At 67.9% G+C, this 21,821-nt stretch carries 22 protein-coding genes; 13 read left to right on the plus strand and 9 right to left on the minus strand.

Features of this window, described 5'->3' with window-relative positions; all coding sequences use genetic code 11:
- Positions 1 to 53: 53 nt before the first annotated feature.
- Entirely contained in the window at positions 54 to 1,172 is a 1,119-nt protein-coding gene (locus J2X52_RS02930) for a sensor histidine kinase (RefSeq protein WP_310148395.1), read from the minus strand.
- A 244-nt stretch (positions 1,173 to 1,416) separates the two neighbouring features.
- Here J2X52_RS02930 and J2X52_RS02935 point away from each other — a divergent pair, with 244 nt between their 5' ends.
- A complete protein-coding gene (locus J2X52_RS02935; RefSeq protein WP_310148398.1) occupies positions 1,417 to 2,397 on the plus strand; it encodes an NAD(P)H-quinone oxidoreductase in 981 nt (326 codons plus the stop codon).
- A 166-nt stretch (positions 2,398 to 2,563) separates the two neighbouring features.
- Here J2X52_RS02935 and J2X52_RS02940 read toward each other — a convergent pair whose 3' ends face one another.
- Positions 2,564 to 4,903: a diguanylate cyclase gene (locus tag J2X52_RS02940; protein WP_310148401.1), complete on the minus strand. Its 2,340-nt coding sequence runs from the start codon at positions 4,901 to 4,903 to the stop codon at positions 2,564 to 2,566.
- A 21-nt stretch (positions 4,904 to 4,924) separates the two neighbouring features.
- On the opposite strand from J2X52_RS02940, the gene J2X52_RS02945 reads away from it, so the two are divergent.
- From J2X52_RS02945 to J2X52_RS02955, 3 genes are all read left to right on the plus strand, one after another.
- On the plus strand, positions 4,925 to 5,923 hold the full coding sequence (locus tag J2X52_RS02945; protein WP_310148404.1) for an ATP-binding protein: 999 nt from the start codon (positions 4,925 to 4,927) through the stop codon (positions 5,921 to 5,923).
- Between the two features lie 346 nt (positions 5,924 to 6,269).
- On the plus strand, positions 6,270 to 6,782 hold the full coding sequence (locus tag J2X52_RS02950; protein WP_310148406.1) for a CIA30 family protein: 513 nt from the start codon (positions 6,270 to 6,272) through the stop codon (positions 6,780 to 6,782).
- A 211-nt stretch (positions 6,783 to 6,993) separates the two neighbouring features.
- Positions 6,994 to 8,196, plus strand: coding sequence for a serine hydrolase domain-containing protein (locus J2X52_RS02955; protein ID WP_310148408.1), 1,203 nt, complete (start codon positions 6,994 to 6,996; stop codon positions 8,194 to 8,196).
- A 25-nt stretch (positions 8,197 to 8,221) separates the two neighbouring features.
- Here the strand turns inward: J2X52_RS02955 and J2X52_RS02960 are convergent, their stop codons facing one another.
- Positions 8,222 to 8,557 (minus strand): hypothetical protein, encoded by a 336-nt coding sequence (locus tag J2X52_RS02960; protein ID WP_310148411.1) that lies wholly within the window; start codon positions 8,555 to 8,557, stop codon positions 8,222 to 8,224.
- A gap of 166 nt (positions 8,558 to 8,723) precedes the next feature.
- On the opposite strand from J2X52_RS02960, the gene J2X52_RS02965 reads away from it, so the two are divergent.
- On the plus strand, positions 8,724 to 9,332 hold the full coding sequence (locus J2X52_RS02965) for a hypothetical protein (RefSeq protein ID WP_310148413.1): 609 nt from the start codon (positions 8,724 to 8,726) through the stop codon (positions 9,330 to 9,332).
- Between the two features lie 58 nt (positions 9,333 to 9,390).
- Here J2X52_RS02965 and J2X52_RS02970 read toward each other — a convergent pair whose 3' ends face one another.
- The 3 genes from J2X52_RS02970 to J2X52_RS02980 form a co-directional block, all read right to left on the minus strand.
- On the minus strand, positions 9,391 to 10,587 hold the full coding sequence (locus tag J2X52_RS02970) for a PHB depolymerase family esterase (protein ID WP_310148416.1): 1,197 nt from the start codon (positions 10,585 to 10,587) through the stop codon (positions 9,391 to 9,393).
- 156 nt (positions 10,588 to 10,743) lie between these two features.
- Positions 10,744 to 11,283, minus strand: a complete 540-nt coding sequence (locus J2X52_RS02975; RefSeq protein ID WP_310148418.1) for a pyridoxamine 5'-phosphate oxidase family protein — start codon at positions 11,281 to 11,283, stop codon at positions 10,744 to 10,746.
- Positions 11,284 to 11,345: 62 nt separating this feature from the next.
- The gene (locus J2X52_RS02980) at positions 11,346 to 11,546 is read right to left on the minus strand and encodes a hypothetical protein (RefSeq protein WP_310148420.1); all 201 of its coding nucleotides are present in this window, start codon (positions 11,544 to 11,546) and stop codon (positions 11,346 to 11,348) included.
- Positions 11,547 to 11,857: 311 nt separating this feature from the next.
- On the opposite strand from J2X52_RS02980, the gene J2X52_RS02985 reads away from it, so the two are divergent.
- Together J2X52_RS02985 and J2X52_RS02990 are read left to right on the plus strand one after the other, a co-directional pair.
- Positions 11,858 to 13,762 carry a prolyl oligopeptidase family serine peptidase gene (locus tag J2X52_RS02985; RefSeq protein WP_310148836.1) on the plus strand — a complete coding sequence of 635 codons (1,905 nt, stop codon included), beginning with the start codon at positions 11,858 to 11,860 and terminating at the stop codon, positions 13,760 to 13,762.
- A gap of 246 nt (positions 13,763 to 14,008) precedes the next feature.
- Positions 14,009 to 14,452, plus strand: a complete 444-nt coding sequence (locus J2X52_RS02990; RefSeq protein ID WP_310148423.1) for a hypothetical protein — start codon at positions 14,009 to 14,011, stop codon at positions 14,450 to 14,452.
- Positions 14,453 to 14,497: 45 nt separating this feature from the next.
- Here J2X52_RS02990 and J2X52_RS02995 read toward each other — a convergent pair whose 3' ends face one another.
- Entirely contained in the window at positions 14,498 to 15,115 is a 618-nt protein-coding gene (locus J2X52_RS02995) for a TetR/AcrR family transcriptional regulator (RefSeq protein ID WP_310148426.1), read from the minus strand.
- A gap of 82 nt (positions 15,116 to 15,197) precedes the next feature.
- Here J2X52_RS02995 and J2X52_RS03000 point away from each other — a divergent pair, with 82 nt between their 5' ends.
- The 4 genes from J2X52_RS03000 to J2X52_RS03015 all read left to right on the plus strand — a co-directional run bounded on the left by J2X52_RS03000 (position 15,198) and on the right by J2X52_RS03015 (position 18,783).
- On the plus strand, positions 15,198 to 16,346 hold the full coding sequence (locus J2X52_RS03000; protein ID WP_310148431.1) for an MBL fold metallo-hydrolase: 1,149 nt from the start codon (positions 15,198 to 15,200) through the stop codon (positions 16,344 to 16,346).
- Positions 16,347 to 16,481: 135 nt separating this feature from the next.
- Positions 16,482 to 16,982, plus strand: a complete 501-nt coding sequence (locus tag J2X52_RS03005) for a hypothetical protein (protein WP_310148433.1) — start codon at positions 16,482 to 16,484, stop codon at positions 16,980 to 16,982.
- A gap of 62 nt (positions 16,983 to 17,044) precedes the next feature.
- Complete coding sequence (locus tag J2X52_RS03010) at positions 17,045 to 18,142, plus strand: peptidoglycan-binding protein (RefSeq protein ID WP_310148435.1); 1,098 nt, start codon at positions 17,045 to 17,047, stop codon at positions 18,140 to 18,142.
- A 140-nt stretch (positions 18,143 to 18,282) separates the two neighbouring features.
- The gene (locus J2X52_RS03015) at positions 18,283 to 18,783 is read left to right on the plus strand and encodes a hypothetical protein (protein WP_310148437.1); all 501 of its coding nucleotides are present in this window, start codon (positions 18,283 to 18,285) and stop codon (positions 18,781 to 18,783) included.
- A 25-nt stretch (positions 18,784 to 18,808) separates the two neighbouring features.
- Here the strand turns inward: J2X52_RS03015 and J2X52_RS03020 are convergent, their stop codons facing one another.
- Together J2X52_RS03020 and J2X52_RS03025 are read right to left on the minus strand one after the other, a co-directional pair.
- Positions 18,809 to 19,039 (minus strand): hypothetical protein, encoded by a 231-nt coding sequence (locus tag J2X52_RS03020; RefSeq protein ID WP_310148438.1) that lies wholly within the window; start codon positions 19,037 to 19,039, stop codon positions 18,809 to 18,811.
- Positions 19,040 to 19,176: 137 nt separating this feature from the next.
- Positions 19,177 to 20,070, minus strand: a complete 894-nt coding sequence (locus J2X52_RS03025) for a LysR family transcriptional regulator (RefSeq protein WP_310148441.1) — start codon at positions 20,068 to 20,070, stop codon at positions 19,177 to 19,179.
- A 111-nt stretch (positions 20,071 to 20,181) separates the two neighbouring features.
- Between J2X52_RS03025 and J2X52_RS03030 the strand changes: the two genes are divergently transcribed.
- Together J2X52_RS03030 and J2X52_RS03035 are read left to right on the plus strand one after the other, a co-directional pair.
- Positions 20,182 to 21,291, plus strand: coding sequence for an aldo/keto reductase (locus tag J2X52_RS03030; RefSeq protein ID WP_310148444.1), 1,110 nt, complete (start codon positions 20,182 to 20,184; stop codon positions 21,289 to 21,291).
- Positions 21,292 to 21,370: 79 nt separating this feature from the next.
- The gene (locus J2X52_RS03035) at positions 21,371 to 21,694 is read left to right on the plus strand and encodes a DUF3817 domain-containing protein (protein ID WP_310148448.1); all 324 of its coding nucleotides are present in this window, start codon (positions 21,371 to 21,373) and stop codon (positions 21,692 to 21,694) included.
- Positions 21,695 to 21,821 lie beyond the last annotated feature (127 nt).

Consider the following 21,821-nt stretch of genomic DNA (forward strand, 5'->3'; position numbering starts at 1 on the left):
TTCCTGTCGGCATGGCTGGCGGGAGCGGGAGTCAGGCGCCGAGCGGCGACGCCTTATGCGTCGCGCGGCAATGCGATCAGGAACGTGGTGAAACCCTCCGCCGACGCAGCGCTGACCTTGCCGCCGTGCGCGGTCACGATCTCGCGCACCAGGAACAAACCCAGACCCAGACTCATGTGCTCGCCGGTCGAGGCGTTCTTCGCGCCGCGTCGCAGGGGGTCGAACATCGCATGCAGGTCGTCGCCGGTGAGCGTGGCGCCGGCATTGCGCACCGACAGGCGCACGTGATCCGCATCGCCCTCGACGTCGACCCACACGTCCGAGCCTGCATCGCCGTATTTGGCGGCATTGGTCACCAGGTTGTGCAGCGCTTCGCGCAGGCGCGAGGCATCGAACCGGCCCTGGGTGGTGCCCGAGGCGCCAAACCGGATCGCGGTACCGGGGAGCGCGGCGCGCAGCAGTTCGATCTCGTCCACCAGCGCATCGCCGAGGTCGCACAGCTGCCGGTCCAGCACCATGCCGGCGCCGAGTTTGCTCTTGCTGTAGGCCAGTAGGTCGCTGAGCAATTTCGACATCCGTTCGGCGCCGGCCCGGATGCGCTCGGCATGACGGGCGTACGGGGTGTCGCGTGTCTTCTCCGCCAGCACGTCCGCGGTGAACACAACCGCCGTCAGCGGACCGCGCAGGTCATGCCCCAGTGCACCGAGGAAGATCTGCCGCCACGATTCAACTTCCGTCGAGTACTCGGCCAGCGATTCGGCCACGGCCTGGTCGATCGCCTCGTTGAATCGCACCATGTCCTCGATCGAGTCCCGCGAAAGCGTCTCGTCGGCAGACCACAGGCGCAGCACGGAGGCGCGCAGGGCCCGGTACTCGGCCACCATCTGGTTCACGCCGAAACCGGCAATCGCACGCGTGCGACCGTGATAGCTCGCAGCCGACTCCGGACCCGTCTGGGGCAGGGCGCGGCCCTCGGCCTTGGCCTGTTGCGCGCTGCTGCTCTGCGGCCCGCTGCGCAAATCGGTCACGATCGCCTTGAGGATCTGCGGCAGATGATTGCGCAGTTCCTTCGTGCTCAGCTCCATGCCTGCGGGCGCCTGCGTTCTGGCGAACGCCTGGGCGGTTTCCAGGATCTCCCCGGCGTTTTCTTCAATGAAATCCGCGAGTCGCATGTGAAATTCTGGCGTCCTTGTAGAGGGCTAGATTACAGGGGGCCTGCGCCCGTTCCATCCACCACGGCAGCAGGCTGGGAGCCGCCAGGGATGATGAATGGGCTGCTGTGATGATTGCGGGGCAGGCGTTAGCGCGCCGTATGCGCGCGGTGGCGACCGCGGACGGCCACACCCGGTCGCGACGCGTACGCCCCTACGCTGCCGCCTTCTGCGAGCCCCGCTCGCGCCTGAAGGATTTTTTGCCATGCCAGAGCCGACCATGACCGCCATCGCCATCCGAGGCGGCACAGGCGATGCCGCTGCCTTGCATCCGGTGCAGCTGCCGCGGCCCGTGCCCGGGGATGGCAAAGTGCTGATACGCGTGCGTACGGCCGGCGTCAACCGGCCCGACATTGCCCAGCGCGGCGGCAAGTACCCGCCGCCGCCAGGTGCGCCCGAGACCTTGGGTCTCGAAGTCGCCGGCGAGATCGTGCGGGGCGCCGGGCGCTGGAAAGAAGGCGACCGCGTCTGCGCGTTGCTGGGCGGTGGCGGTTATGCCCAGTACGCGGTTGCAGATGCGCGCCATGTGCTGCCGATCCCGGACGGCCTCGACTGGGCGCACGCGGCGGCGCTTCCGGAAACCGTGTTCACTGTCTACGCCAACGTGTTCGAACACGGTGCACTGCAGCCGGGCGAATGGTTGCTGGTGCACGGCGCGACCTCGGGCATCGGCGTGGCCGCGATCCAGATGGCGAGGGCCGCCGGCGCCCACGTGCTGGCAAGCAGCCGCGGCGCGGACAAGGCGGCGCGTACGCACGCGCTCGGCGCGGATGTGTCGGTCGACACCACGACGATGGATTTCGGCGCGATCGCCCAGGAACACGGCGGCATCGACGTGGCGTTGGATATGGTCGGTGCGCCCACGTTTGCAGCCACGCTGGATGCGTTGAACCCGAAGGGCCGCATCGTCTATATCGCCACGCTCGGCGGCCCAACGCTGGACGTGCCCGTCATGAAGTTGATGCAGAAACAGGCCGTGATCACCGGTTCCACGCTGCGCCCGCGCAGCGCCGACGAGAAAGCACGTCTGGCGGTGGCGGTCGAGCGTGTGGTCTGGCCGTGGATCGCCGAAGGCCGCGTCAATGCGATCATCGACCGGACGTTTCCCCTGGCCGAAGCCGCGGCCGCGCATGCGTATCTCGAAGGCGGCGAGCATTTCGGCAAGGTGGTGCTGGAGGTCGCGTGAGCGCAGCCGCGGTCGCCGCCTGCCGGGCACCGCGGGCGCGCCACGCGGCACCTGTTCGGCACCGCGGGAACCGGCACCACCCGCGACCGGGCAGTGCCTGCCGATCTGTTCTCATGCGGCCCGTGGTTCGCGTCGCATGCGGGGCCGCCGTCACTCGGTGCTTCTTCTATTCGGGCGCCGCGTCGCCGAGTGCGGCGGCTGCCAGGGCGCGCGGCGGCCACTGCAGCGCACGGCTCGACTGGATGCGCAACCAGCCGTTGTCGGCCGCACGCATCGGGTCGTGTTCAACCGATGCCAGCGTGGCATCGCTGACCCCGGCCGCATGCCCCCACAGCACTGCCCAGCCGTCGCGACCGCTGCCCTTGACCGCCCGCAGGGCGCTGTCGGCAATGCGGATGCCGGCCGGCAGGTGCGGCGGATCGCCCGGAAAGAACGGCACCGGCGCGGCGCCGATGGAGACCGTGACCGACACGCGCTGCCCGTCGTCCAGAACGACGCTGCCATCCCGCACACCCGCGCGTACGTGTTCCGCAAAGCGGGCCGCACCGTCGAGGTCGGTGGCCGGCCGCGCCACCAGGAACTCTTCGCCGCCCCAGCGCGCCACCAGATCGCCGGCATCGCAGGCCTCGGTGAGCCACGTCGAGATCGCAGCCAGGACCGTATCGCCCTCGGCGTGGCCGTGCCGGGTGTTGATCGACTTGAAATGATCCACGTCGATCAGCAGCAGCAACATCCGCTGCCCGTCAGCCGGCGCCGGCAGGGCGGCGAGGCGTCGGAGCATCTCGCGGCGGTTGAGCAGGCCGGTGAGCGGGTCGGTCGCGCTGAGGTGGCGCAGACGTGTATGCGTCCTGCGCTGGTGGACACCGACCACGCCGACCAGCAGGATCACCATCGCTAACGCCACCAGTGCCAGATCACGGCGGCGGTTCGCCTGGCCCAGTTCGATGCGCTGCCGTTCGCTGCGGTGCGCACTGGTGATGTCGTCGATGCTGTCCTGAAGTACCGCCAGTTGCGCCATGTTCTGCCGCTGCGTCCGCGCCGCCGCCATCTCGCGTTCGCGGCGCAGCAGTGGGAGGGCGGCGGCCGGGGCGCCCGCCGCCTCATGGACTTCCGCAAGCAGCAACAGCGCCTCCATGGTTTCCATCTCGAACCGGCCTGACTCCATCAGCGACAGCGCAGCTTCGGCATGCGTGCGCGCCCGGTCCAGCTCGCCTGTCTGCAGATGCACGCGGGCCAGACGCAAGCGTGTAATGGCTTCGCCTGCAGAATCGCCGACGGCGTGCTGCTCGGCGTGCAGCGTCTCGAACACGGCACTCGCCCCCGCGATGTCGCCGTCGAGGCGCTGCACTTCGGCCAGATGGCTGCGCACCCTCAGCACCGTTATCCCATGTGCCTGGCGGTTCGCATCTGACAGCAGGCGTTCGAGCTCGGGGCGCGCCTGTTGATGTCGACCCATCAACATCAGGGTATACGCATGGGCATAGGCGCCGTCGAGCTGGAGCCGAGTTCCCGGCGGCGCCAGGTCACGCACCTGCTGAAAGTACTCAAGTGCGCGTTCGTTGTTGCCCAGTTCGATCGCATGGACGTTGCCTATCCCGAACAACGCGATCGTCTGCGAAGAGCGATCGTCGAGCTGGATGGCCAGCGTCTGGGCTTCCGTCAGGCGCTCGAGGGCCTCGGTGACGCGTCCCAGAAACTGCAGCAACGGGGCGATGCTCACAATCGCCTGCAGCCGCTCGGTCTCGTCCAGGTTTCCGGAGTCGGCGATCGCCAGCACCCGGTCGACCGCTTCCGCGGTACCCGCGTGATCTCCAAGCAACTGCCGAGAAAACGCGAGACAGGCTTGCGCACGTGTTTCCACGCGCGGTGACAGCGCCGGTCGATCGAGCATTTCCAGCGCGATCTCTACGCTCTGCTTCGGGTTGCTTCGCAACATCTCGAAGCAGCGTGCCAGTCGTGCCTCGTCCGGGTTGATCGAAGGAATCGTCTGTGCCTGGACGAGGGATCCGATCCCCAGCAAGCAGAACAGCAGCAGCGCACGGTCCATCGTGAACCCGGTGGTTGGTGGGCGGGCTAGGATACCCTTGTGCAACGCGCCCGAACGACCCTGTGAAGACCGCATGAGTGATCCAGACACGGCGCAGTGGTCGGGATCGCCGGTTCCGTTTGAACGCGTGCATCCTGGGGCGCCACGATGAGCACCGCTGTGGACGCAGCGAGCCGGGTCTTGCGCGAGCGCAATGCGCCGATGCTCAAGCTCGTTCTGGTGCTGACTGGCGTCTTCCAGCCGCTGATGCTGGGCTATGCATTCGTCGGCCCGCAGGCGGCGTCGCTTGATCCGGTTGCGGTCTGGCTGGCGATTATCAATACGGGCTTCGTATGGACCTGCTACCTGGTGGTCCTGCGGGGCCGCACCCGTCTGGCAGCGTCGCTGTTCGTTGCGGGCACGCTGGCCCTGCTGACGGTTGCATATCTGCGCTGGGGGCTGCGCCTGCAGCTGGCCCATCAGGCCACCCAGATCGTCCCGGTGCTGGTCTGCGGCCTGCTGCTGCACCGCCGGGCCCTCTGGCTAACGGCCGGTTGGCTCATTCTGATCGTGTGTGCGGGCGCGTGGCAGGATGCCGCCCGTGCCCTGTTCCATCCCGAAGCGTTGTATTTCGCAATCAGCGGCGCGTTGGCAAGTGCATTCGCTTTCCTGGTCATTGCGATCTTTCTTGACCGCGCCGTCAGCGCATTGCGCGACAGCCTGGAGATGGCGGTGCGCCGCGCGAACGAACTGGGGCGCAGTCGCGACCGACTGGAACTGGAGATCGCCGAAAAGATTCGATCCCAGGCGCAACTGGTGCACGCCCAGAAGATGGAGGCTGTAGGCCGCCTGGCCAGTGGGCTGGCGCATGACTTCAACCACCTGCTGGCGCTGATCCTGGGATACGCGGACCGGGGCCTGCACGCCACCACCGTGGCCGAAACCCACCGGGCGCTGGCGGGTGTGGAGGCGGCAGGACGCCGGGCCACGGCCACCAGCAAGAAGCTATTGGGGTTCAGCCGCCAGGATGTCGCCCATGTGGAGGAATTCGACGCGGTGCTGGCGCTGCGCGAGATGGAGCCGGTGCTCAAGCAATTGTTCAACCACCGCGCCCGGGTGCACCTCACGCTGCCCGAGCACGCGGTTCGCATCCGGTTCGACCGTGCCCAGCTGGAACTCGTGGTGCTCAACCTCGCCGCCAACGCCGACCATGCGATGCCCGATGGCGGCAGGTTCTCCCTGTCGGGATGCGTGGGCGCAGGAGGCCAGTTCGAGTTGCGCTTCACCGATTCCGGCCATGGCGTGCCGGAGGCGGTGCGCGCGCGTATCTTCGAACCCTTCTTCACCACCCGGCCGAAGGAGCTGGGCACCGGCCTGGGTCTGGCCGTGTCCGCGGACCTCCTCCGTGATCAAGGTGGGACGCTCTCCCTGGAAAACACCTCGCCGGCTGGAAGCACGTTTTTGATCACCTTGCCGGTCATCGCGGAGACCCAGGCGTGAGCGTCTGCCAGGTCGCGCGTTGTGGCGCGCGCGCCGGGCCGTTATCCAATCCATGTTGGAAGGTGATTCGGTCCGGACGCGATCCGCGCGTGCCGAAGAGCGAACACGCGCGCGCATCGCGCCTGCCGCTGAACCCGGCTGCGAGCGCAGGTGCGACAGGACATCAGATGCGCAAGTTGGCGCATGCACATTCGATGCGTCTCAGCGCGGCCCGAGCAAACCGCGGCGACGCGTACCGGAACCTGGAGCGCGCGCGGCGCAAGGCGCGGGCATCCGCAAACGGATGCGTTGCGCAGGCAGCCGTTACAAGCGAAGCACACGTCGACGCCCCCTGGGCGGCGGTCGCATGAGCAGACCACCTGCAGTGTTCCCGGCCGGTCTGCACGACGCGCGCTGGATCACCCTCGACGACGATGTGATGGGTGGGCACTCGTGCAGCCGCGTCGACGTGCGTGACGGCGTGCTGACATTCGCCGGCACGACATCGCTGGAAGACAACGGCGGCTTCGCGTCGATCCGCGCACGCGGCGCGTTCGATTTCAGCGCCGCCGCGGCCATGTGCCTGCGGGTCCGCGGCGATGGCCGCGCCTACCAGTTGCGTGTCGCGACCGATGCGCGACACCGTGGCTCGAACGTGTCGTGGCGGGGCGATTTCACTACCCGCGCGGGCGAATGGACCGAGGTCAGCGTCGACTTCGCGCAGATGCAGCCGACGTATCGCGGCACGGTGCTCGAGGGGCGCACGCTCGATCTGTCCAGGGTCGAGGAGATCGGCCTGCTGATCGGCGACGGGCGTGCCGGCGATTTCGCACTGGATGTGGCCTGGATCAGGCCGCTCGCGTCTGCGCGCGACACCTGACGCAGACCGCACACGCACTGCCGAACCGGATGCAAGCGCGGGTCGGCGTGCGTCGCATGACGACTTGATCTGCATGTCGATCTGCACGTGACATGCGTGCGGGGCCTGCCCGGGACAGCAGGCTGTCCGCGGCAAGCAATGACTTTCGGCACGCGGCGTTGACTACACGTGTAGTCAACATATGTGCTGACGTTCGCCCAGGAGTTTTTCAATGCGCGCCATGTGGGTCTCCGCCTGTCTCGTGTTCGCTTTTCCGGCCGGCCTTGCGGCGAATCCGCTGCAGGTCTCGGACGCCCTGACGACCATCGAGGCGAAGGCAACCGCGACGCACTCGGATGCGCTGCTCATCCAGCGGGGCAATGAAACGCTGCTTGAGATGTCCACGTCCCCCAGTCCCGAACCGGTCGCGTTGATGTCGGCGACGAAGTCGATCGTCGCGCTGGCGATCGGGCTGTTGCTCGAGGACGGCAAACTCGATTCGATCGACCAGCCGGTCAGCGATGTATTCCCGGAATGGGCACAGGGCCGGAAGCGCGACATCACCATCCGCATGTTGCTCGACCACACCTCGGGTCTGCAGAACGTACCCAACGCGGGCGTCGAACTCGAAGGCGCGCCGGACCTGGTGCAACTCGCACTTGCGGCGGAACTGGCCAGCGATCCCGGCAGCAGCTTCGCCTACAACAACAAGGCGACCAACCTGCTGACGGGAATCGTCGGCAGACTCGCCGGCGAGCCGATCGATACCTATGTCGCCACACGCATTTTCGCGCCGCTGGGCATCACGCAGTCCACGTGGATGCGCGACGAAGCCGGCACGCCGATGGGCATGGCCGGCCTAGCCATGTCCGCGCGCGATCTCGCGAAAGTGGGGCGCCTGCTGCTGGACAAGGGCGTCGCGCCCGGCGGCGAACGCATCCTCGGCGAGGCTTTTGTCGACATGCTCACGGCGGAAAGCGCGCGTTCGGCCGATGTCGGCCTGCTGTGGTGGCGCAACGCGGCGTGGGAGCGCTACACGCTCAAAGACGATGCGGACGCGTTCCTCGTGGACAAAGACGTGGCTGCGGATGTGCGCGAGGCGGTGGTCGCCGCGACGGGCCGTACGTTCACCAGCAAGGGCGAGCTGATCGACTTTCTGTCGCAGAGGCTCGGTCCGGCCTGGGGCGACCGTTACGGCGCCGAGATCACCGGGCGCGGGATCCGGCTCACCGATCTGTTCGCCCAGGAACGTGGGCCGACGCAGGCGTATTCCGCCAACGGCTATCTGGGCCAGTATCTGGTCATCGTGCCGACGCAGGACATCGTGGCGGTGCGGCAGATCCACCGCCGCGAGACCCACGCCTTTCCAGACGATGACTACGCGGATTTCGTCATCGACGTGTTGCGGCTCGCGGAAGTAATCGAAGCGCCGTGATCCCGAGCGTGAAACACCGCGCGCATCATGAAGATGCGCATGGCGACGCATCGCGTTTCGCGTACCACTCCGCATACGGCGAGTTCTTGACCAGAGGCCGGGTGTAGTCCTGCGCGCCGTCGGTCCACCACACCGGCCCGCGTTCGCCGAGTGCGTGCTTGGCGGCGTCGACGTCGCGGCGCGCATCTGCCAAGGCCTCGACCTCGTTCGATTGCTTCGCGTGTTTGACCGCGCGGCGCGCATCCATCAGCGCGTCGACCAGACGCTGGCGTTCCGCTTTGGGAAGGGTCGGATTGCTGGTGCGCCATAGGCGGCCGCGTACGATCAGATAGCGGCCATCGGGCGTTGTGAGTTGCGGCATGCGATGTGCGCAGCGTGCTGTGACGATGCGCCGAGTGTAGGGGTCGTGTTGTGTGCGGACGGCATGTGCGCGTCGATGCGCGCTTCACGGAATGCGAAGGCGTGCGCGGCGACGATCGACGCTCCGGGCCGCCGGTGTCGTCGCGGCCGCAACGCAGGAGGTTCGCATGTCCCAGACGCTATCCGTCGCCGCTCAACCCACGCCCATCGCCAAAGCTCTGGCCATCGCGGTATGCGCCACCGCCTTGCTCGCGGCGTGCGCGCCGGCGAATGACGCTGCATCACCTGCTGCCGATGCCGAAGTACCCGCAATCGCGCCGACATCAACGGCCGCCGACGATGTGGCGACCGAACCTGCTGCACCTGTGTCGGACGCTGCGAGTGGAACTGTCGGCGGCGACGGCTCACAGATCGTGCTCGACACGCTGGGCGAAACCGACCTGGGCAGCGCGGATCTGGCCGGCGAACTCGCCTGCAGCTTCTCCGAAGACGACCAGCCGCCATTGCTGTATGCCATGGGCGTCGTCGGTTCCCAGGACCCTGCGCAGGGCATCGTGAAGGTCGCCGGTTATGTCGAACCCGTGCGCGCGCCGGGCGGCTTCGATGGCATGACGCAGAACCCGACCTTCACCGGACAGGGCAAGACCATCCGCATCGAAGAGACGGGCGCGGCGATCGGCGGTGGCGAATCGCCGCCGCGGCCGGCCACGCTGACCTACCAGCGCGCCGATGGCGCGAGCCGCACCTTCGAGGGTCGCTGGCAGTGCGGCCCCTGAGGCACGCAGTCGCAGAACCGTTCGACACTTCAGGGCAGCTTCGGCTGCCCTGAGGGTTTCAGTGCGCGTGGCGCAGGCAGAACGCCAGGATCAACGCGGACGCATCCGGCCCCTTGGCATCGGTGTGACTGCCTGACGGATCACCGCCGCTCCAGGCGTGGCCGGCGCCCGCCACGACAACGTGCTCGACGTGGATGTGTCCCTCGGCATCAACGTATGCGGTGTGGATGCAGTCGCGGCCGTTGACCTTGGTGGTCTCAGGCGCTTCGGCGCGCAGCGGCGCGGTCGAAGCGTTGCCTGCCGTCGCATCGGCCACGATCGCATTGCCGTTGTCGGCGCGTACGGTGTGGTCGGCGGTGCCATGGATCACGATCGTCGGCACCCGTGACGCAGCGGTGGGCGACGGGGTCGCTGCGCGTTTGCTGCGGCCCTGCATCGCGGCGAATGCGCCGGGCACGTCGGTCGCCGCGCCGAATGGCAGTCCCGAATGCGCACCGACCGCGGCGAACAGGTCGGGATAGGTCCGGCCCAGGATCACCGCCATCGCTGCGCCTGCAGACAGGCCGGCCACATAGATGCGGCGGCTGTCCACGCGGTGACCGCTGACGATGTCCTCGACGATGCCAGCCAGGACCGCGGGCTCGCCAGCACCGCGCGACTGGTCCTCGCTGCGGAACCAGTTCCAGCACTTCTGCCCGTTGTCGCGCGCGGTCTGCGCCGGGTAGACGACGATGACGCCATGCGCATCGGCCAGCGCGTTCATGCGCGTGCCGGCTGCGAAATCCGCAGGCGTCTGCGTGCAGCCGTGCAGCATCATCATCAGCGGGGCAGGCGGCGCCTCGGGCGTGTCGAGCCCCGGCGGCACGTACAAGGTGTAGGCGCGCGCGCCGGCATGGTTGCTGTAACTGTGCTCGGCGACCGCGCCGCGGGCGACACGCGTGGTCGGCTCGGCGCCATGGAGGCGCGGGGTCGTCCCGTCTGCGGATGCAGCGTGTGCCCGGCTTGCGTCATCGGCCGCCGGCGTCTGCGCGGGCGGGTCGGGCGCCAGCAGTCCAGCCTGCTGGAGCGCGTCCTGGATGGTTTTCTGCACGCCGCTGGCGTCGCGATCGGCGCGGATACCCGCGGACGACAATGCGTCCTGGATCGTGGTCTGGATCTGCTGTACACCCGCGGATCCGCGGCTCAGCAGGGAAGGGGGCACCAGGGCGGTGAGCGCCGGTGCATGACGGCGAAGCAGTGCATTGAGTGATTTCACGACAGGGGCCAGGCGGAGCGGGGGAGTCCGCAAGTGCAGCCTACGTGCGGCGGTGTGAGCGCCACGGCGCATAGCGGCGACACGCCTGAACCGCTCATGCCGCGTTTGGCAGGGCGGTGCGGGGCGGCTGCACGATGCCGCCCCGCAGGCAGCCGATCAGGGCGAGACGCGGCCTTCGATGGAATCGTCGAGTGTCTTGCCGATCGCGGCGCCGACCACCATCTTCGATGCGGCGACGAAATCGCCGTGCTTGTTGTCCCAGTAATACCCACCGGTGGGGCGGACCTGGATGACGGTGATGCGCGGATCGTCCTTGCCCTCGGTGAACCACGTTTTCATGATCGGATTCCACAGGTCCTCGATCCGCTGGCGGTCACGGCTGATCGTCGCGTGGCCGTCGAGGGCGAGAAATCCCGAATGCTTGGACGCCTGGAAGAACAGGCGCACGGCAGGATCGGCTTCGATCTCGGCGTTCTTGTGGCTGTCGGACGCACTGAGAAACCACATGGCGCCGGCCTCGTCCGCCTCCTCGACCGACATCGGGCGGGTGCCGCCGGTGTCGCTGCCGGGTAGCGGCGTGGTGCAGAAGAAGCACGACTCGGCATCCTTGGTCATCTCCCGGATACGGGCTGCGGCATCAGTGCCGGCGAGGTCTTCCCGGTTGTGCTCGGGCTGGTTGCGGTTGATCGAATCCATTGGTGTCTCCGTCAGGTGTTGAAGCCATCGCGTCCGCAGTGCATGTGCGGAAGACGGCTGTGTCAGTGGCCGTTGCCGCCCTGCGCGGCCGGGGTGCTGTCCTGGTGGGACGTGGGGCTGGTCGGATCGGAGACATTGGTCACCAGCGGGCGGTCCGCGGGCGCATCGTCGTCGATGGCGGGCGTGGCGGGCGACCGGCGCTGCCAGGCCTGATACGCGAAGTAGCCGAGTGCACCCGCGGCGGCGATTCTGAGAAGTCCCATATGCGATGTCCTGTAGCTGTCTGGAAGGTGCGCCGCGTCGATGGCGGCGCGTGGAACCGGGACGCTGCACGCCCCGCCGTGAATCTGGAGCGAGGTCGCAGCATTCATCTGCTTGCGTCGCACGTTCCGACAGGCAGGCTTCATGTGACCCCCTCGACCGATGGCGAGCCGCGTGGTGGGGGACCGAATGGTTAGGGCATGGACGGGACGCCGATGCGTCTGCAAGATGCGGGCGGGGACATTCAGGACAGGGGAAGCTCATGGCGCTTTGGATGCGTCGCGTGTGCGTGGGGCTGCTGTGCGTGGTGCCGATGGTCGTCGGGGCGCAACCGCCTGCTGTGGATCTCGCGCCGTATCTGCGGCAGCCGCAATTCCAGCGGGTCAAGATTTCGCCGGACGGCGCGTACTACGCGGTGATCACCGCGCTTGAAGACCGCACCGCGCTTGCGGTCGTGCGCGCATCGGATCACACGCCGACCGCCAAGGTGGTGGGCAAGCGCGATTCGGTGGTCGAGGATTTCTGGTGGGCGAACGACGAGCGCATCCTGGTCGCGCTCGCCAGCAAGCGTGGATCACGTGACGAGCCGACGTCGATCGGCGAATTGCACGCGGTGAATGCGGACGGTCGTCATCCGCGCCTGCTCGCAAGCCCATACGGCGCGCGAGGACCTCTGGATACCTCGATCCAGCTGCTGCTCGAACCGTCGGTCTATCTGTTCGACACCTTGCCGGGCGACCGCCGCAAGGTGCTGGTGTCGGCGGTGCCGCAGACCAGCGATCCCAACGTGCGCGTGGAACGACTCGACATCTACACCGGGCGCCGGGACCCGGTGGCGACAGTGCCGGTGCGGCGCGCGCAGTTCCTTGCCGATGCGCAAGGCCGGGTGCGCTTCGCGTCCGGCGCGAATGCCGACAACGTGCAGAAGCTGTTCTACCGCGAGGACGATGCGAGCCCGTGGCGACTGGTGGACGCGACCGCTTCGCAGACCCGCAACGCGTACGCATTGGGATTCTCGGAAGACGGCAGGCTGGCTTACCTGCAGGTGGAGCAACCCGACGGCCCCGACGCGATCGTTGCGTGGGATCCCGCCACCGACCGCTATACCGAGCTGCTGCGCGACACCACAGTGGACCCGTACCGGATCCTCTACGCACTCGATGGGCGCACGCCAATCGGCGCCTCCTTCATGCGTGACCGGGTGCACAACCGCTTCTTCGACGAAGCCCATCCCACCGCGCGCCTGTACCGCAGCCTCGAACCGGCGTTCAACGGCGATGCGATCCACATCACCTCGACCAGTGCCGACGGGCGCCAGGCACTGGTGCTGCTGTGGAGCGATCGCAACAGCGGTGACTACATTTTGTTCGACACCGTGGCCAAAACCGGCAGCCGGATCTTCGCGCAGCGTGAGTGGTTCCATCCTGCCGACATGCTCGGCAGCCGCGAGGTGGCGTTCACTGCGCGCGATGGCCGGCAGATCCACGGCTACCTGACGCAGCCACGCGACGCCACCGGACCGGTGCCGCTCGTGGTGGTGCCGCATGGCGGGCCGTTCGGCGTGTTCGACCACTGGGCCTTCGACGATGACAGCCAACTGCTCGCGGCTGCCGGTTACGCGGTGCTGCGCGTGAACTACCGCGGCTCGGGCAACTACGGCCGCGCGCATCTCGACGCCGGCGCGCAGGAATGGGGCGGCGCGATGCAGGACGACCTCACCGATGCAACGCGCTGGGCGGTGGAGACGGGCGTCGCGCAGGAGAACCGCATCTGCATCTACGGCGCGAGTTACGGCGCCTATGCGGCGCTGATGGGCGCGGCGCGCGAGCCGGACCTCTACAGGTGCGCGGTCGGCTATGTCGGCGTCTATGACCTGGAGCGGCTGCACCGCGACCAGTCCGCGGGGAGCCGTTCGGGCCGCACCTGGGCGGGCGAATGGATGGGCGCGCGCAACACACTCGCGGCGCGCTCGCCGATCACGCTTGCCGAGCGGATCCGGATTCCGGTGTTCCTCGCGGCGGGCGGACAGGACCTGCGCGCGCCGCTGGTCCACAGCCAGCGCATGGAGCGCGCGCTCGAGCGCAGTGGCGCGGCGGTGGAAACCCTGTACTACCCCAACGAAGGCCACGGTTTCTACACCGAACCGCATCGGCGCGAGTTCTATACGCGGCTGCTCGCGTTCCTGTCGACGCATCTGGGCGGCGCGGTCGCGCAATAGCCGGGCCGGAGGACACCATGCGCGCGACGGCGGACGAGCGGCGGAGAGGGCGGCACGCCAGGATCCATGCAGTGCGCCGGTCGGCCGGGCAGGGCGAGCGGCCGCATCACTGGCCGGGCGCCGCCGGAAAGTCCGTCATTCAGAAAACCGGACCTGCGGATCGCGGCGCGGCCTTCGGTTATGCGATCCGGGACCCCAAGCGCTGCTATCCAGGGTTTCATATGATTTTCGCGGGCCGGCGCGTTAATGGTCCGAGAGCCGCTGTTCGAGCGTCATGCGGCCAGCGTTCCGACGGTCGACGAGGAGGCGACGATGCACGACCTGCAGATCGAGCTGCGTCGAGAGCCGGGCAGACTCCTGCACGCGCATGTCCGCGGCGTGGGCACGTTCGCCAACACCCTCCGGTACTGGCATGCGATCGCCGAGGCCGTCGAAGCGCAGCCGGCGCAGTTGCTGTTGCTGGTGGACGAACTGGCCGGATCGGCGTTGACCAAGGCGGAATGGGTGCGCGTGGTGCACGACGTCGGCCCGCGACTCGGACGCCTGCGGATCGCCCACGTGAAACCGCACGGGCTCGACACGGTCGAGTACTGCGTGCTGTCGGCGATGGGCGAGGGGCTGGATGCGCGCGTGTTCGACGATGCGCGCATGGCCAGCCTGTGGCTGCGCTACGGACCTGTCGAGGACTGAGCGCACAGCGTTGCGCGCGCCCTGCCCGTCGCTGCTGTCACTGCGTCAGCCGTAGCGCGCGATGAACATGTCGACCGCGCCTTCGGCCACCTGGCGCTGCTGGGCGGCATCGAGCGCAGGCTGGCCCATCGACATCTGCGGCCAGAACGCGAAGCCTTTGACCAGCGACTGCAACTGGTGCGAAGCGAACAGCGGATCAGGCGTCTTCAACCGGCCGTCCGCGGCCGCGGCGCGCACCCAGGTCGTGATGCCTTCCTCGCGGTCGCCGAGGCGTTCGAGCATCTGTCGGGCAAGTTCGGGCGAATGCAGGCCCGCGGCAATGGCGACGCGGGCGAGGTCGACGAAATGCGGGTCGTCGAGCAGTCGCAGCTTCTGCTCGACCAGTTCCATCAGCTGCGCGCGCAGTGGCCGGTCGGCGCGATAGGCGAGATCGGGCCCGCCCACGCCACGCGTGAACATCTCCTCGAGGATGCGCAGGAATAGCGCGTCCTTGCTGGGGAAATGGTTGTAGACGGTGCGTTTGGACACACCGGCCGCCGCGGCAATGCGGTCCATCGTCGTCGCCTCGAAGCCGGCGGCACGGAATTCGGCCACGGCTGCATCGAGGATCGCCGCATGTTTGCGGTCGGTCAGGCGGGTCGGCGTATCGGCAGCGGTGGTCATGCCGCAAGTTTACACCGAGGGGTTTACTTTCCGGCCTCAATAATTACACTGCACCGTGTAGTTCCTGTCTTCTGGATCCGCGATGTCCTTCCCCGTCAAACCGCGCCGCCGGATCCTTCGGCGTCTGTGCCTGTCGATCCTGTTCGTCCTCGGAGTCCTCACCGTGAGTGCCTGCACCTTATCCTTCGTCCGCACCAGCCAACCCGTCGCCGATCACCCGGCATCCCCGCAATCCGCCGAGGGGCGCTTCCGCAATCCGCAGCCGCGTCCGCCGATGGGGTTCGCCAACGGCGCGAAGCTGTGGTGGGACTTCATGTTCAACAAGCCGCGCGACACCACGCCGCCGCTGCCCACGCCGGTGCTGCCGATGACCCGCGCCGCGCTCGACGCCGCCCCGGACCGCAGCCTCTACCGCCTTGGCCATTCGACGTTGCTGATCAAGCTGCGCGGCGGCTTCTGGATCACCGATCCGGTGTTTGCCGAACGCGCATCGCCGGTCTCGTTCGCAGGGCCGAAGCGCTGGCACGCACCGCCGATCGCGCTGGAGGATCTGCCGCCCCTACGTGGCGTGGTGCTGTCGCACGATCACTACGACCATCTCGATCGCGACACCGTCGTCGCACTGGCCCAGCGTACCGCCGTGTTCCTCGCACCCCTAGGCGTCGGCGATCGCCTCGTCGCGTGGGGCGTGCCGGAGGCAAACGTGCGCCAGTTCGACTGGTGGCAGTCGACCGAGATCGACGGCCTGCGTTTCACCGCGACGCCGGCGCAGCATTTTTCCGGTCGCGGCCTGCTCGATTCCGATCGCACGCTGTGGGCGTCGTGGGTGATCGAGGATCCACCGAGCACGGCGGACGACGCCGGTCTGAAACTGTTCTTCAGCGGCGACACCGGCTATTTCGACGGCTTCGCCGAAATCGGTCGCCGCTTCGGACCGTTCGATATTGCAGCCCTGGAAACCGGCGCCTACGACCGCCGCTGGGCGTTCGTGCACATGCAGCCCGAGCAGACGGTGCAGGCGCACCTCGACCTGCAGGCACGCGTGCTGCTGCCGGTGCACAACGGCACCTTCGATCTGGCGATGCACGCCTGGGACGACCCCTTCGAACGCGTCAGCGCGATCGCCGCCGACCAGGGCGTGCGCCTTGCGACACCGCGCATGGGTGAACGCGTCGACCTGACGGCGCCGCAGCCGGGCAGCGCGTGGTGGCGGGAGATGCGGCGCGAGTGACGTGGCATCAGGGGCTGCACAGCAGCCGGCTGACGCCACCTACACCGATTTCGGATTTATCGGCTTGAGCGGCGCGCGCGCGGGGTAGAGGATCGAGCACATGGACCGGGCGATCCGCCCACGGGAGCCGCAGGGATGCATCGACCCATCTGGGCGTTTCGCGTCATCGCCTTCGCGGTCGTTGCGTTGCTGGCTGCATGCGGCAACGCAGACGCACCGGTCGCGCCATCGACGGTTGCAGCTGTGGAGGCCTCGTCGTCTTCGAAGACGCACGTCGAGGCGGTCGTCGCCGATCTGCACACCGGCATGGGCTATGCCGCATTCCGCGAACGCGTACTCGCGCACGGCTGGACGCCCCGCGCCAGCCCGACGTGCCGGGCGGACATGGTCGGCGACGATGCCGCCGCCGTGTGCGCGCGGAGCCCGCAGCTCACCGCGTGTCACATCTGCGATGCACTCCCGGAGCTGCAGTCGTGCAGCAGCGATGCGCGCTGTCTGGTGCGATTCGGCCACGCCGCTAACGCGCAGAATCTTGAAGTGCGCGTTTTCGGCGAGGTCGACGCCTGGCAGGATGCAGGCGACGACGCCGGACTGCAGATCACGGCATGGGAGTTCGTGCCTGCATCCACGCAATAACGTGGCGCGCGATCACGCGAAGGCCAGGACGGCCGAGAGTTTCCACGGATGGGAGTACGACGATGGGCAATCCGCTCCATGCGCTGATGTATCGCGGCGAATCTGGCGCCGCCGGTTACAACGCCTTCAACCGCGGTACCTATGTCGATGGCGACGGGCGGGAGCGCATCCGCCCCGGCGAACCACCGACCGACTTCTCCAGGCTCACCGTCGGCGAACTGCAGGACCTGCAGCATCTGCCACGACACGATCCGGACCGCGTGTTCGCGGTAGGCAAGTACCAGATCATTCCCTCGACGATGGATGCAGCAGTGGCCCGCCTCGGCATTACGCGCGACACGCCGTTCACGCCCGAACTGCAGGACCGCATCTTCACCGACTACTTGTTGCGCGAGAAGCAGCCGGCAGTGCGCGATTACGTCGTGGGGGTCGCGAATGTGACGCGTGAGCAGGCGCAACTCGGCCTGGCACGCGAGTGGGCCAGCTTCGGCGATCCGTTCAAAGACGGACGTAGCCACTACGGCGGCGCCAACCGGGCGCACATCACACTCGAACAGAGTGCCGATGCGCTCGACCGGATGCGTGAGGCCTACGCACGGGCGGACGCGCAGGGCTTGTCGCGCGAGGCGGCCTGGCGTGCGGCGACGGCGATCGATCCCGACGCCCGGACGCACATCACGGCGGCTGCTGCGCGAACAGGCGGCGAAAACCCGGGCGCGAACAGGTTGCTGCGCGAGGACGCAGAAGGGGACGCCGTTCGCGCACTGCAGGCGGATCTCGCGCGCCTCGACTATGTCGGGCAGGACGGTCGAGCGCTCGCGACCGACGGCAGCTTCGGACCGAATACCGCATACGCGGTGCGCGTGTACCAGCGCGATGTAGGACTCGATGTCGACGGTATCGCTGGACCGAAGACGCTGGCCTCCATCGCCCTGCAACTTGAGGCGCGTGTCGTCGAGGGTCCGCGCTCGCCGGTCGACGGTCTACTGGATTCGCTGCGCAACGGCGGCGATGCAATCCGCGAGGCAATGGAGCGCCTGCAGCAATCGCAGGCGGGTCAGCAGTGGCAGCGGCAGATGGATGCAGCGTCCCATCGGCAGGCAGAGCAGCTGCAATGCGGTCCTGCGCAGGCACCAGAGGGCGACGCCCGCGGGCCGTGAGAGAACGTCGATCCCGGCGTGCGGCCTATGGAAAACGCCGCATCCAGGATCTAAGATCCGGGCCAGGCCCGACACGGAACACGTCGGCTCAAACGGCGTCCCGCGGGGCGCGCGCACCGGATCATCGAAAGGACGCGAACGTGATCAGAATCCTGTTGCTGGGCATGGCCCTGGTCGTCGGCGGCGTGGTGGCGTACGAGCACGGGCACCGCATTTCGGAATCGGACGTGCGTGCGCACATGCAATCGCAGTTGGAGGCGACGCGCCGTTTCGACAGCGACGCCCTGTGCGCCTCCATGGCCAAGGATTACCGTTTGCAGGGCATTTACTATGTCGCCGGCACCCACGAGCGCAGGGATACCCGGCGCGACGAGACCTGTCGCGATGCACGTGAAGGCCTGACGGCCCTGCAGGCGTTGTCGGGTCAGACGGGCGGGCTGCTGGCAGTAGATGTCACCTACGAGATCACCCGGATCGAACTGTCACCGGGTGGCCGCCGTGCGTTGGTCGAGGCGACGTCGACCGCCAAAATCGGTGGTCGGCTGCTCTCACGCACACGTGCGAAAGGACAGTTGTCTCGTGCGTACTGGCAGGTTCGCGATCACGGCGGCGAAGCGCAGAACTGGATCTACATTCCCTGATCACACGGCACCCTGTGTATTGACCTCAGGGCGCGCCGAAGCCTGGGCTCGAATGCGAGGTGCTGCGCGGCACCGACGTATCGAGATCTTCTTCAGCGATCAGCGGATCTCCATGCGGGGCGGTGCGTGCACCATCGTCAGGGAGCGAGCGCAGATCCTGGCGCGGCGGCACAGCCTGTTCGCCGCGATTGCGCTGCCACGCACGGAACGCGAAATAGCTCAGGGCACCAGCGGCAACAATCCTCAACATCTTCATGACGGCTCCATCGATCGGTGGGGGACCGACAGGGTGGCGAGGGCGCGGTGAGCCGCATGTGACCTTTGCGCGGGACCCTGAAAATTCGCGCCCACCATGCGAATGCGATCGGGACGCGCGCTGGCACACGACCGGATTCAGTCGACGTGCCGCAGGGCGTCGATCAGGGCGCGCAACGCCGGCGGTGTCTGGCGGCGGCTCGGATGGTAGAGGTGATAGCCGGGGAACGTCGGGCACCAGGCATCGAGCACCTGCAGCAGGCGACCGGCGGCGAGGTCCTCGGCAACTTCGTGTTCCATCAGGTAGCCCAGGCCGACGCCGGCGCGCACCGCGGCCAGCGTCAGCGGTACTTCGTCGACCACCAGAGGGCCCTGGGTGCGCACGTTGTATTCGCGGCCGTCGCGCTCGAACTCCCACGGCAGCACGCCGCCCGTGCTCTTCAGTCGGTAGCCGATGCAGGCGTGGCGATCGAGATCGCCCGGCGAGACCGGCGGCGGGTGGCGTGCGAAATAGTCCGGGGTGCCGACGACGATCGTGCGCAGGTCGGGGCCGACGCGTACCGCGATCATGTCGCGATCGACGTGTTCGCCGAAGCGGATGCCGGCATCGAAGCCTTCGCCGACGAGGTCGGTGAGTCCGTTGTCGATGCTCACTTCCACGCGCACGTCGGGGTTGGCCAGCAGGAACGCCGGGAGTTTCGGCTCCAGCACCATCTGCGCGGCATACGCGAACGTCGTAATGCGGACCGTGCCCGATGGCGCATTGCGCCAGTCGCCCAGCGCCAGCAGGCCGTGCTCGATCTCGGCGAACGCCGGGCGCAGCGAGCACAGCAGGCGCTCGCCTGCCTCGGTCGGCGCGACGCTGCGCGTGGTGCGCGCGAGCAGGCGCACGCCCAGCCGCGCTTCGAGCCCGCGCATCGCGTGGCTCAGTGCCGACGGCGACATGCCCAGCGTGCCGGCCGCCTTGGTGAAGCTGCGCGCGCGGGCCACGGCCGCGAAGGCCAGCAGATCGTTGAGTTCGCCCCTTTGCATTGCTGCAGTGTGCTCACAGGCCCATGCGGCCGGCAACGGCTAATCCAGCGCGGCGATCCGCCATAGCCTGTGTCCAGGTCGCCGGCCCCGGCGACACGGCTGGAGATACGCATGGATCTGACCCACTACCGCAGTCTCGGACGGTCCGGCCTGCTGGTGAGCCCGCTCGCGCTCGGCGCGATGACCTTCGGCGCCGAACGCTGGGGCACCGACATCGTTGCGTCGCGCGCCGTGTTCGACGCCTATGTCGATGCGGGCGGCAATTTCGTCGACACCGCCGATCTGTATTCGGCCGGACGCAGCGAGGAGATGCTGGGCGGCTTCCTCGCAGACGGCGGCCTGCGCGAGCGCATCGTGCTGGCCACCAAGTCCGGCTTCCCGCGCACGCAGGACAACCCGCATGGCGGCGGCAACGGCGCGAAGAACATCCGTACCGCGCTCGAAGGCTCGCTGGCACGTCTGCGCACCGATTACGTCGATCTGTACTGGATGCACGTCTGGGACCGGCTGACGCCGCCCGAAGAGGTCCTGCAGACGATGGCCGACGCCGTGCGCGCCGGCCGCATCCTGCACTACGGTTTCTCCAACACCCCTGCCTGGTACGTCGCGCGCGTGGCGACGCTGGCCCAGGCGCATGGCCTGCCGGCGCCGATCGGCCTGCAGTACCAGTACTCGCTGCTCGACCGCGGCGTGGAGCTGGAGATCCTGCCGGCCGGCGATGCGCTCGGTCTGGGCCTGGTGCCGTGGAGCCCGCTCGGTGCCGGGCTGCTGACCGGCAAGTACGGTCGCGACAAGCTTGCCGATGCAGCGCGGGTGTCGCGCCTGCCCGGCGATGCGAGCGGCGACGGCGCCGCACGCGGCAGCGACCGGGGACGCCTCGACGGCGACAACCCCTTCGGCGGCATGCTGTTCACCGAGCGCAATTTCGACATCGTCGATGCGGTGCGCGCTGTGGCCGAAGACCTCGGACGCTCGATGGCCGAGGTCGCGCTGGCGTGGGTCGCGCGCCGGCACGGCGTGTCCTCGGTGCTGGTCGGCGCGAGCCGCGTCGCGCAGTTGCAGCAGAACATCGCGTCGCTCGACATCGCGTTCAGCGCGGCGCAGCAGGCGCAACTCGACGCCGCGAGCGCGCCGCCGTTGCCCAATCCCTATTTCATCTTCCAGTTGCCGCCGCGGATGATCTTCGGCGTCGCGCACGCGGCCGGCTGGTCCGCGCGCTGACACCTGCGTGCCCGGGGCGATCGAAGGCGCCACGGGAGCGGCGCCCTTACACTGCGCCGCCTTGTCCACGGAACGTCGCATGTCGCCCCGTCCGCTGTCTCCCACCGGCCGTATCTTCGCCGCTGCGGCGTTCCTCGAAGCGCTGACCTGGGCCGGTCTGCTGATCGGCATGCTGCTCAAATACGGCACGCAGACCACTGATCTGGGTGTGTGGCTCTTCGGCCGCCTGCACGGCGTCGCGTTCCTGCTGTATCTCGCGGTCAGCCTGTTTGCGTGGATCCGCCTGCGCTGGCCGTGGTGGGCGGTGCTTGTCGCCCTGCTCGCCGCCATTCCACCGCTGGCGACGGTGCCGGTCGAAATCTGGTTCCGGCGGCGCGGGCTGCTATCCGCGTCGCGCGGGTAACTCTCCTCCGTCCGCAACCAGGTCGCCTGACCTGATGCGGGAATCGACCACGCATGCGAATGGCTTTCTCTCCCGGTCTAGCGGAGCGCCACATGCTGCCCTGCAACTTGACAGCGTTGTCATGCGC

Source organism: Luteimonas sp. 3794, from assembly GCF_031456825.1.
Lineage (GTDB): Bacteria > Pseudomonadota > Gammaproteobacteria > Xanthomonadales > Xanthomonadaceae > Luteimonas.

Coding starts and splice junctions, on each gene's coding strand:
- J2X52_RS02930 (WP_310148395.1), bottom strand. CDS start 1,172: ATGCGACTCGCGGATTTCATTGAAGAAAACGCCGGGGAGATCCTGGAA.
- J2X52_RS02935 (WP_310148398.1), top strand. CDS start 1,417: ATGCCAGAGCCGACCATGACCGCCATCGCCATCCGAGGCGGCACAGGC.
- J2X52_RS02940 (WP_310148401.1), bottom strand. CDS start 4,903: ATGGGCCAGCTGCAGGCGCAGCCCCCAGCGCAGATATGCAACCGTCAG.
- J2X52_RS02950 (WP_310148406.1), top strand. CDS start 6,270: ATGAGCAGACCACCTGCAGTGTTCCCGGCCGGTCTGCACGACGCGCGC.
- J2X52_RS02955 (WP_310148408.1), top strand. CDS start 6,994: ATGCGCGCCATGTGGGTCTCCGCCTGTCTCGTGTTCGCTTTTCCGGCC.
- J2X52_RS02960 (WP_310148411.1), bottom strand. CDS start 8,557: ATGCCGCAACTCACAACGCCCGATGGCCGCTATCTGATCGTACGCGGC.
- J2X52_RS02965 (WP_310148413.1), top strand. CDS start 8,724: ATGTCCCAGACGCTATCCGTCGCCGCTCAACCCACGCCCATCGCCAAA.
- J2X52_RS02975 (WP_310148418.1), bottom strand. CDS start 11,283: ATGGATTCGATCAACCGCAACCAGCCCGAGCACAACCGGGAAGACCTC.
- J2X52_RS02980 (WP_310148420.1), bottom strand. CDS start 11,546: ATGGGACTTCTCAGAATCGCCGCCGCGGGTGCACTCGGCTACTTCGCG.
- J2X52_RS02985 (WP_310148836.1), top strand. CDS start 11,858: ATGGTCGTCGGGGCGCAACCGCCTGCTGTGGATCTCGCGCCGTATCTG.
- J2X52_RS02990 (WP_310148423.1), top strand. CDS start 14,009: ATGGTCCGAGAGCCGCTGTTCGAGCGTCATGCGGCCAGCGTTCCGACG.
- J2X52_RS02995 (WP_310148426.1), bottom strand. CDS start 15,115: ATGACCACCGCTGCCGATACGCCGACCCGCCTGACCGACCGCAAACAT.
- J2X52_RS03000 (WP_310148431.1), top strand. CDS start 15,198: ATGTCCTTCCCCGTCAAACCGCGCCGCCGGATCCTTCGGCGTCTGTGC.
- J2X52_RS03005 (WP_310148433.1), top strand. CDS start 16,482: ATGCATCGACCCATCTGGGCGTTTCGCGTCATCGCCTTCGCGGTCGTT.
- J2X52_RS03010 (WP_310148435.1), top strand. CDS start 17,045: ATGGGCAATCCGCTCCATGCGCTGATGTATCGCGGCGAATCTGGCGCC.
- J2X52_RS03020 (WP_310148438.1), bottom strand. CDS start 19,039: ATGAAGATGTTGAGGATTGTTGCCGCTGGTGCCCTGAGCTATTTCGCG.
- J2X52_RS03025 (WP_310148441.1), bottom strand. CDS start 20,070: ATGCAAAGGGGCGAACTCAACGATCTGCTGGCCTTCGCGGCCGTGGCC.
- J2X52_RS03030 (WP_310148444.1), top strand. CDS start 20,182: ATGGATCTGACCCACTACCGCAGTCTCGGACGGTCCGGCCTGCTGGTG.
- J2X52_RS03035 (WP_310148448.1), top strand. CDS start 21,371: ATGTCGCCCCGTCCGCTGTCTCCCACCGGCCGTATCTTCGCCGCTGCG.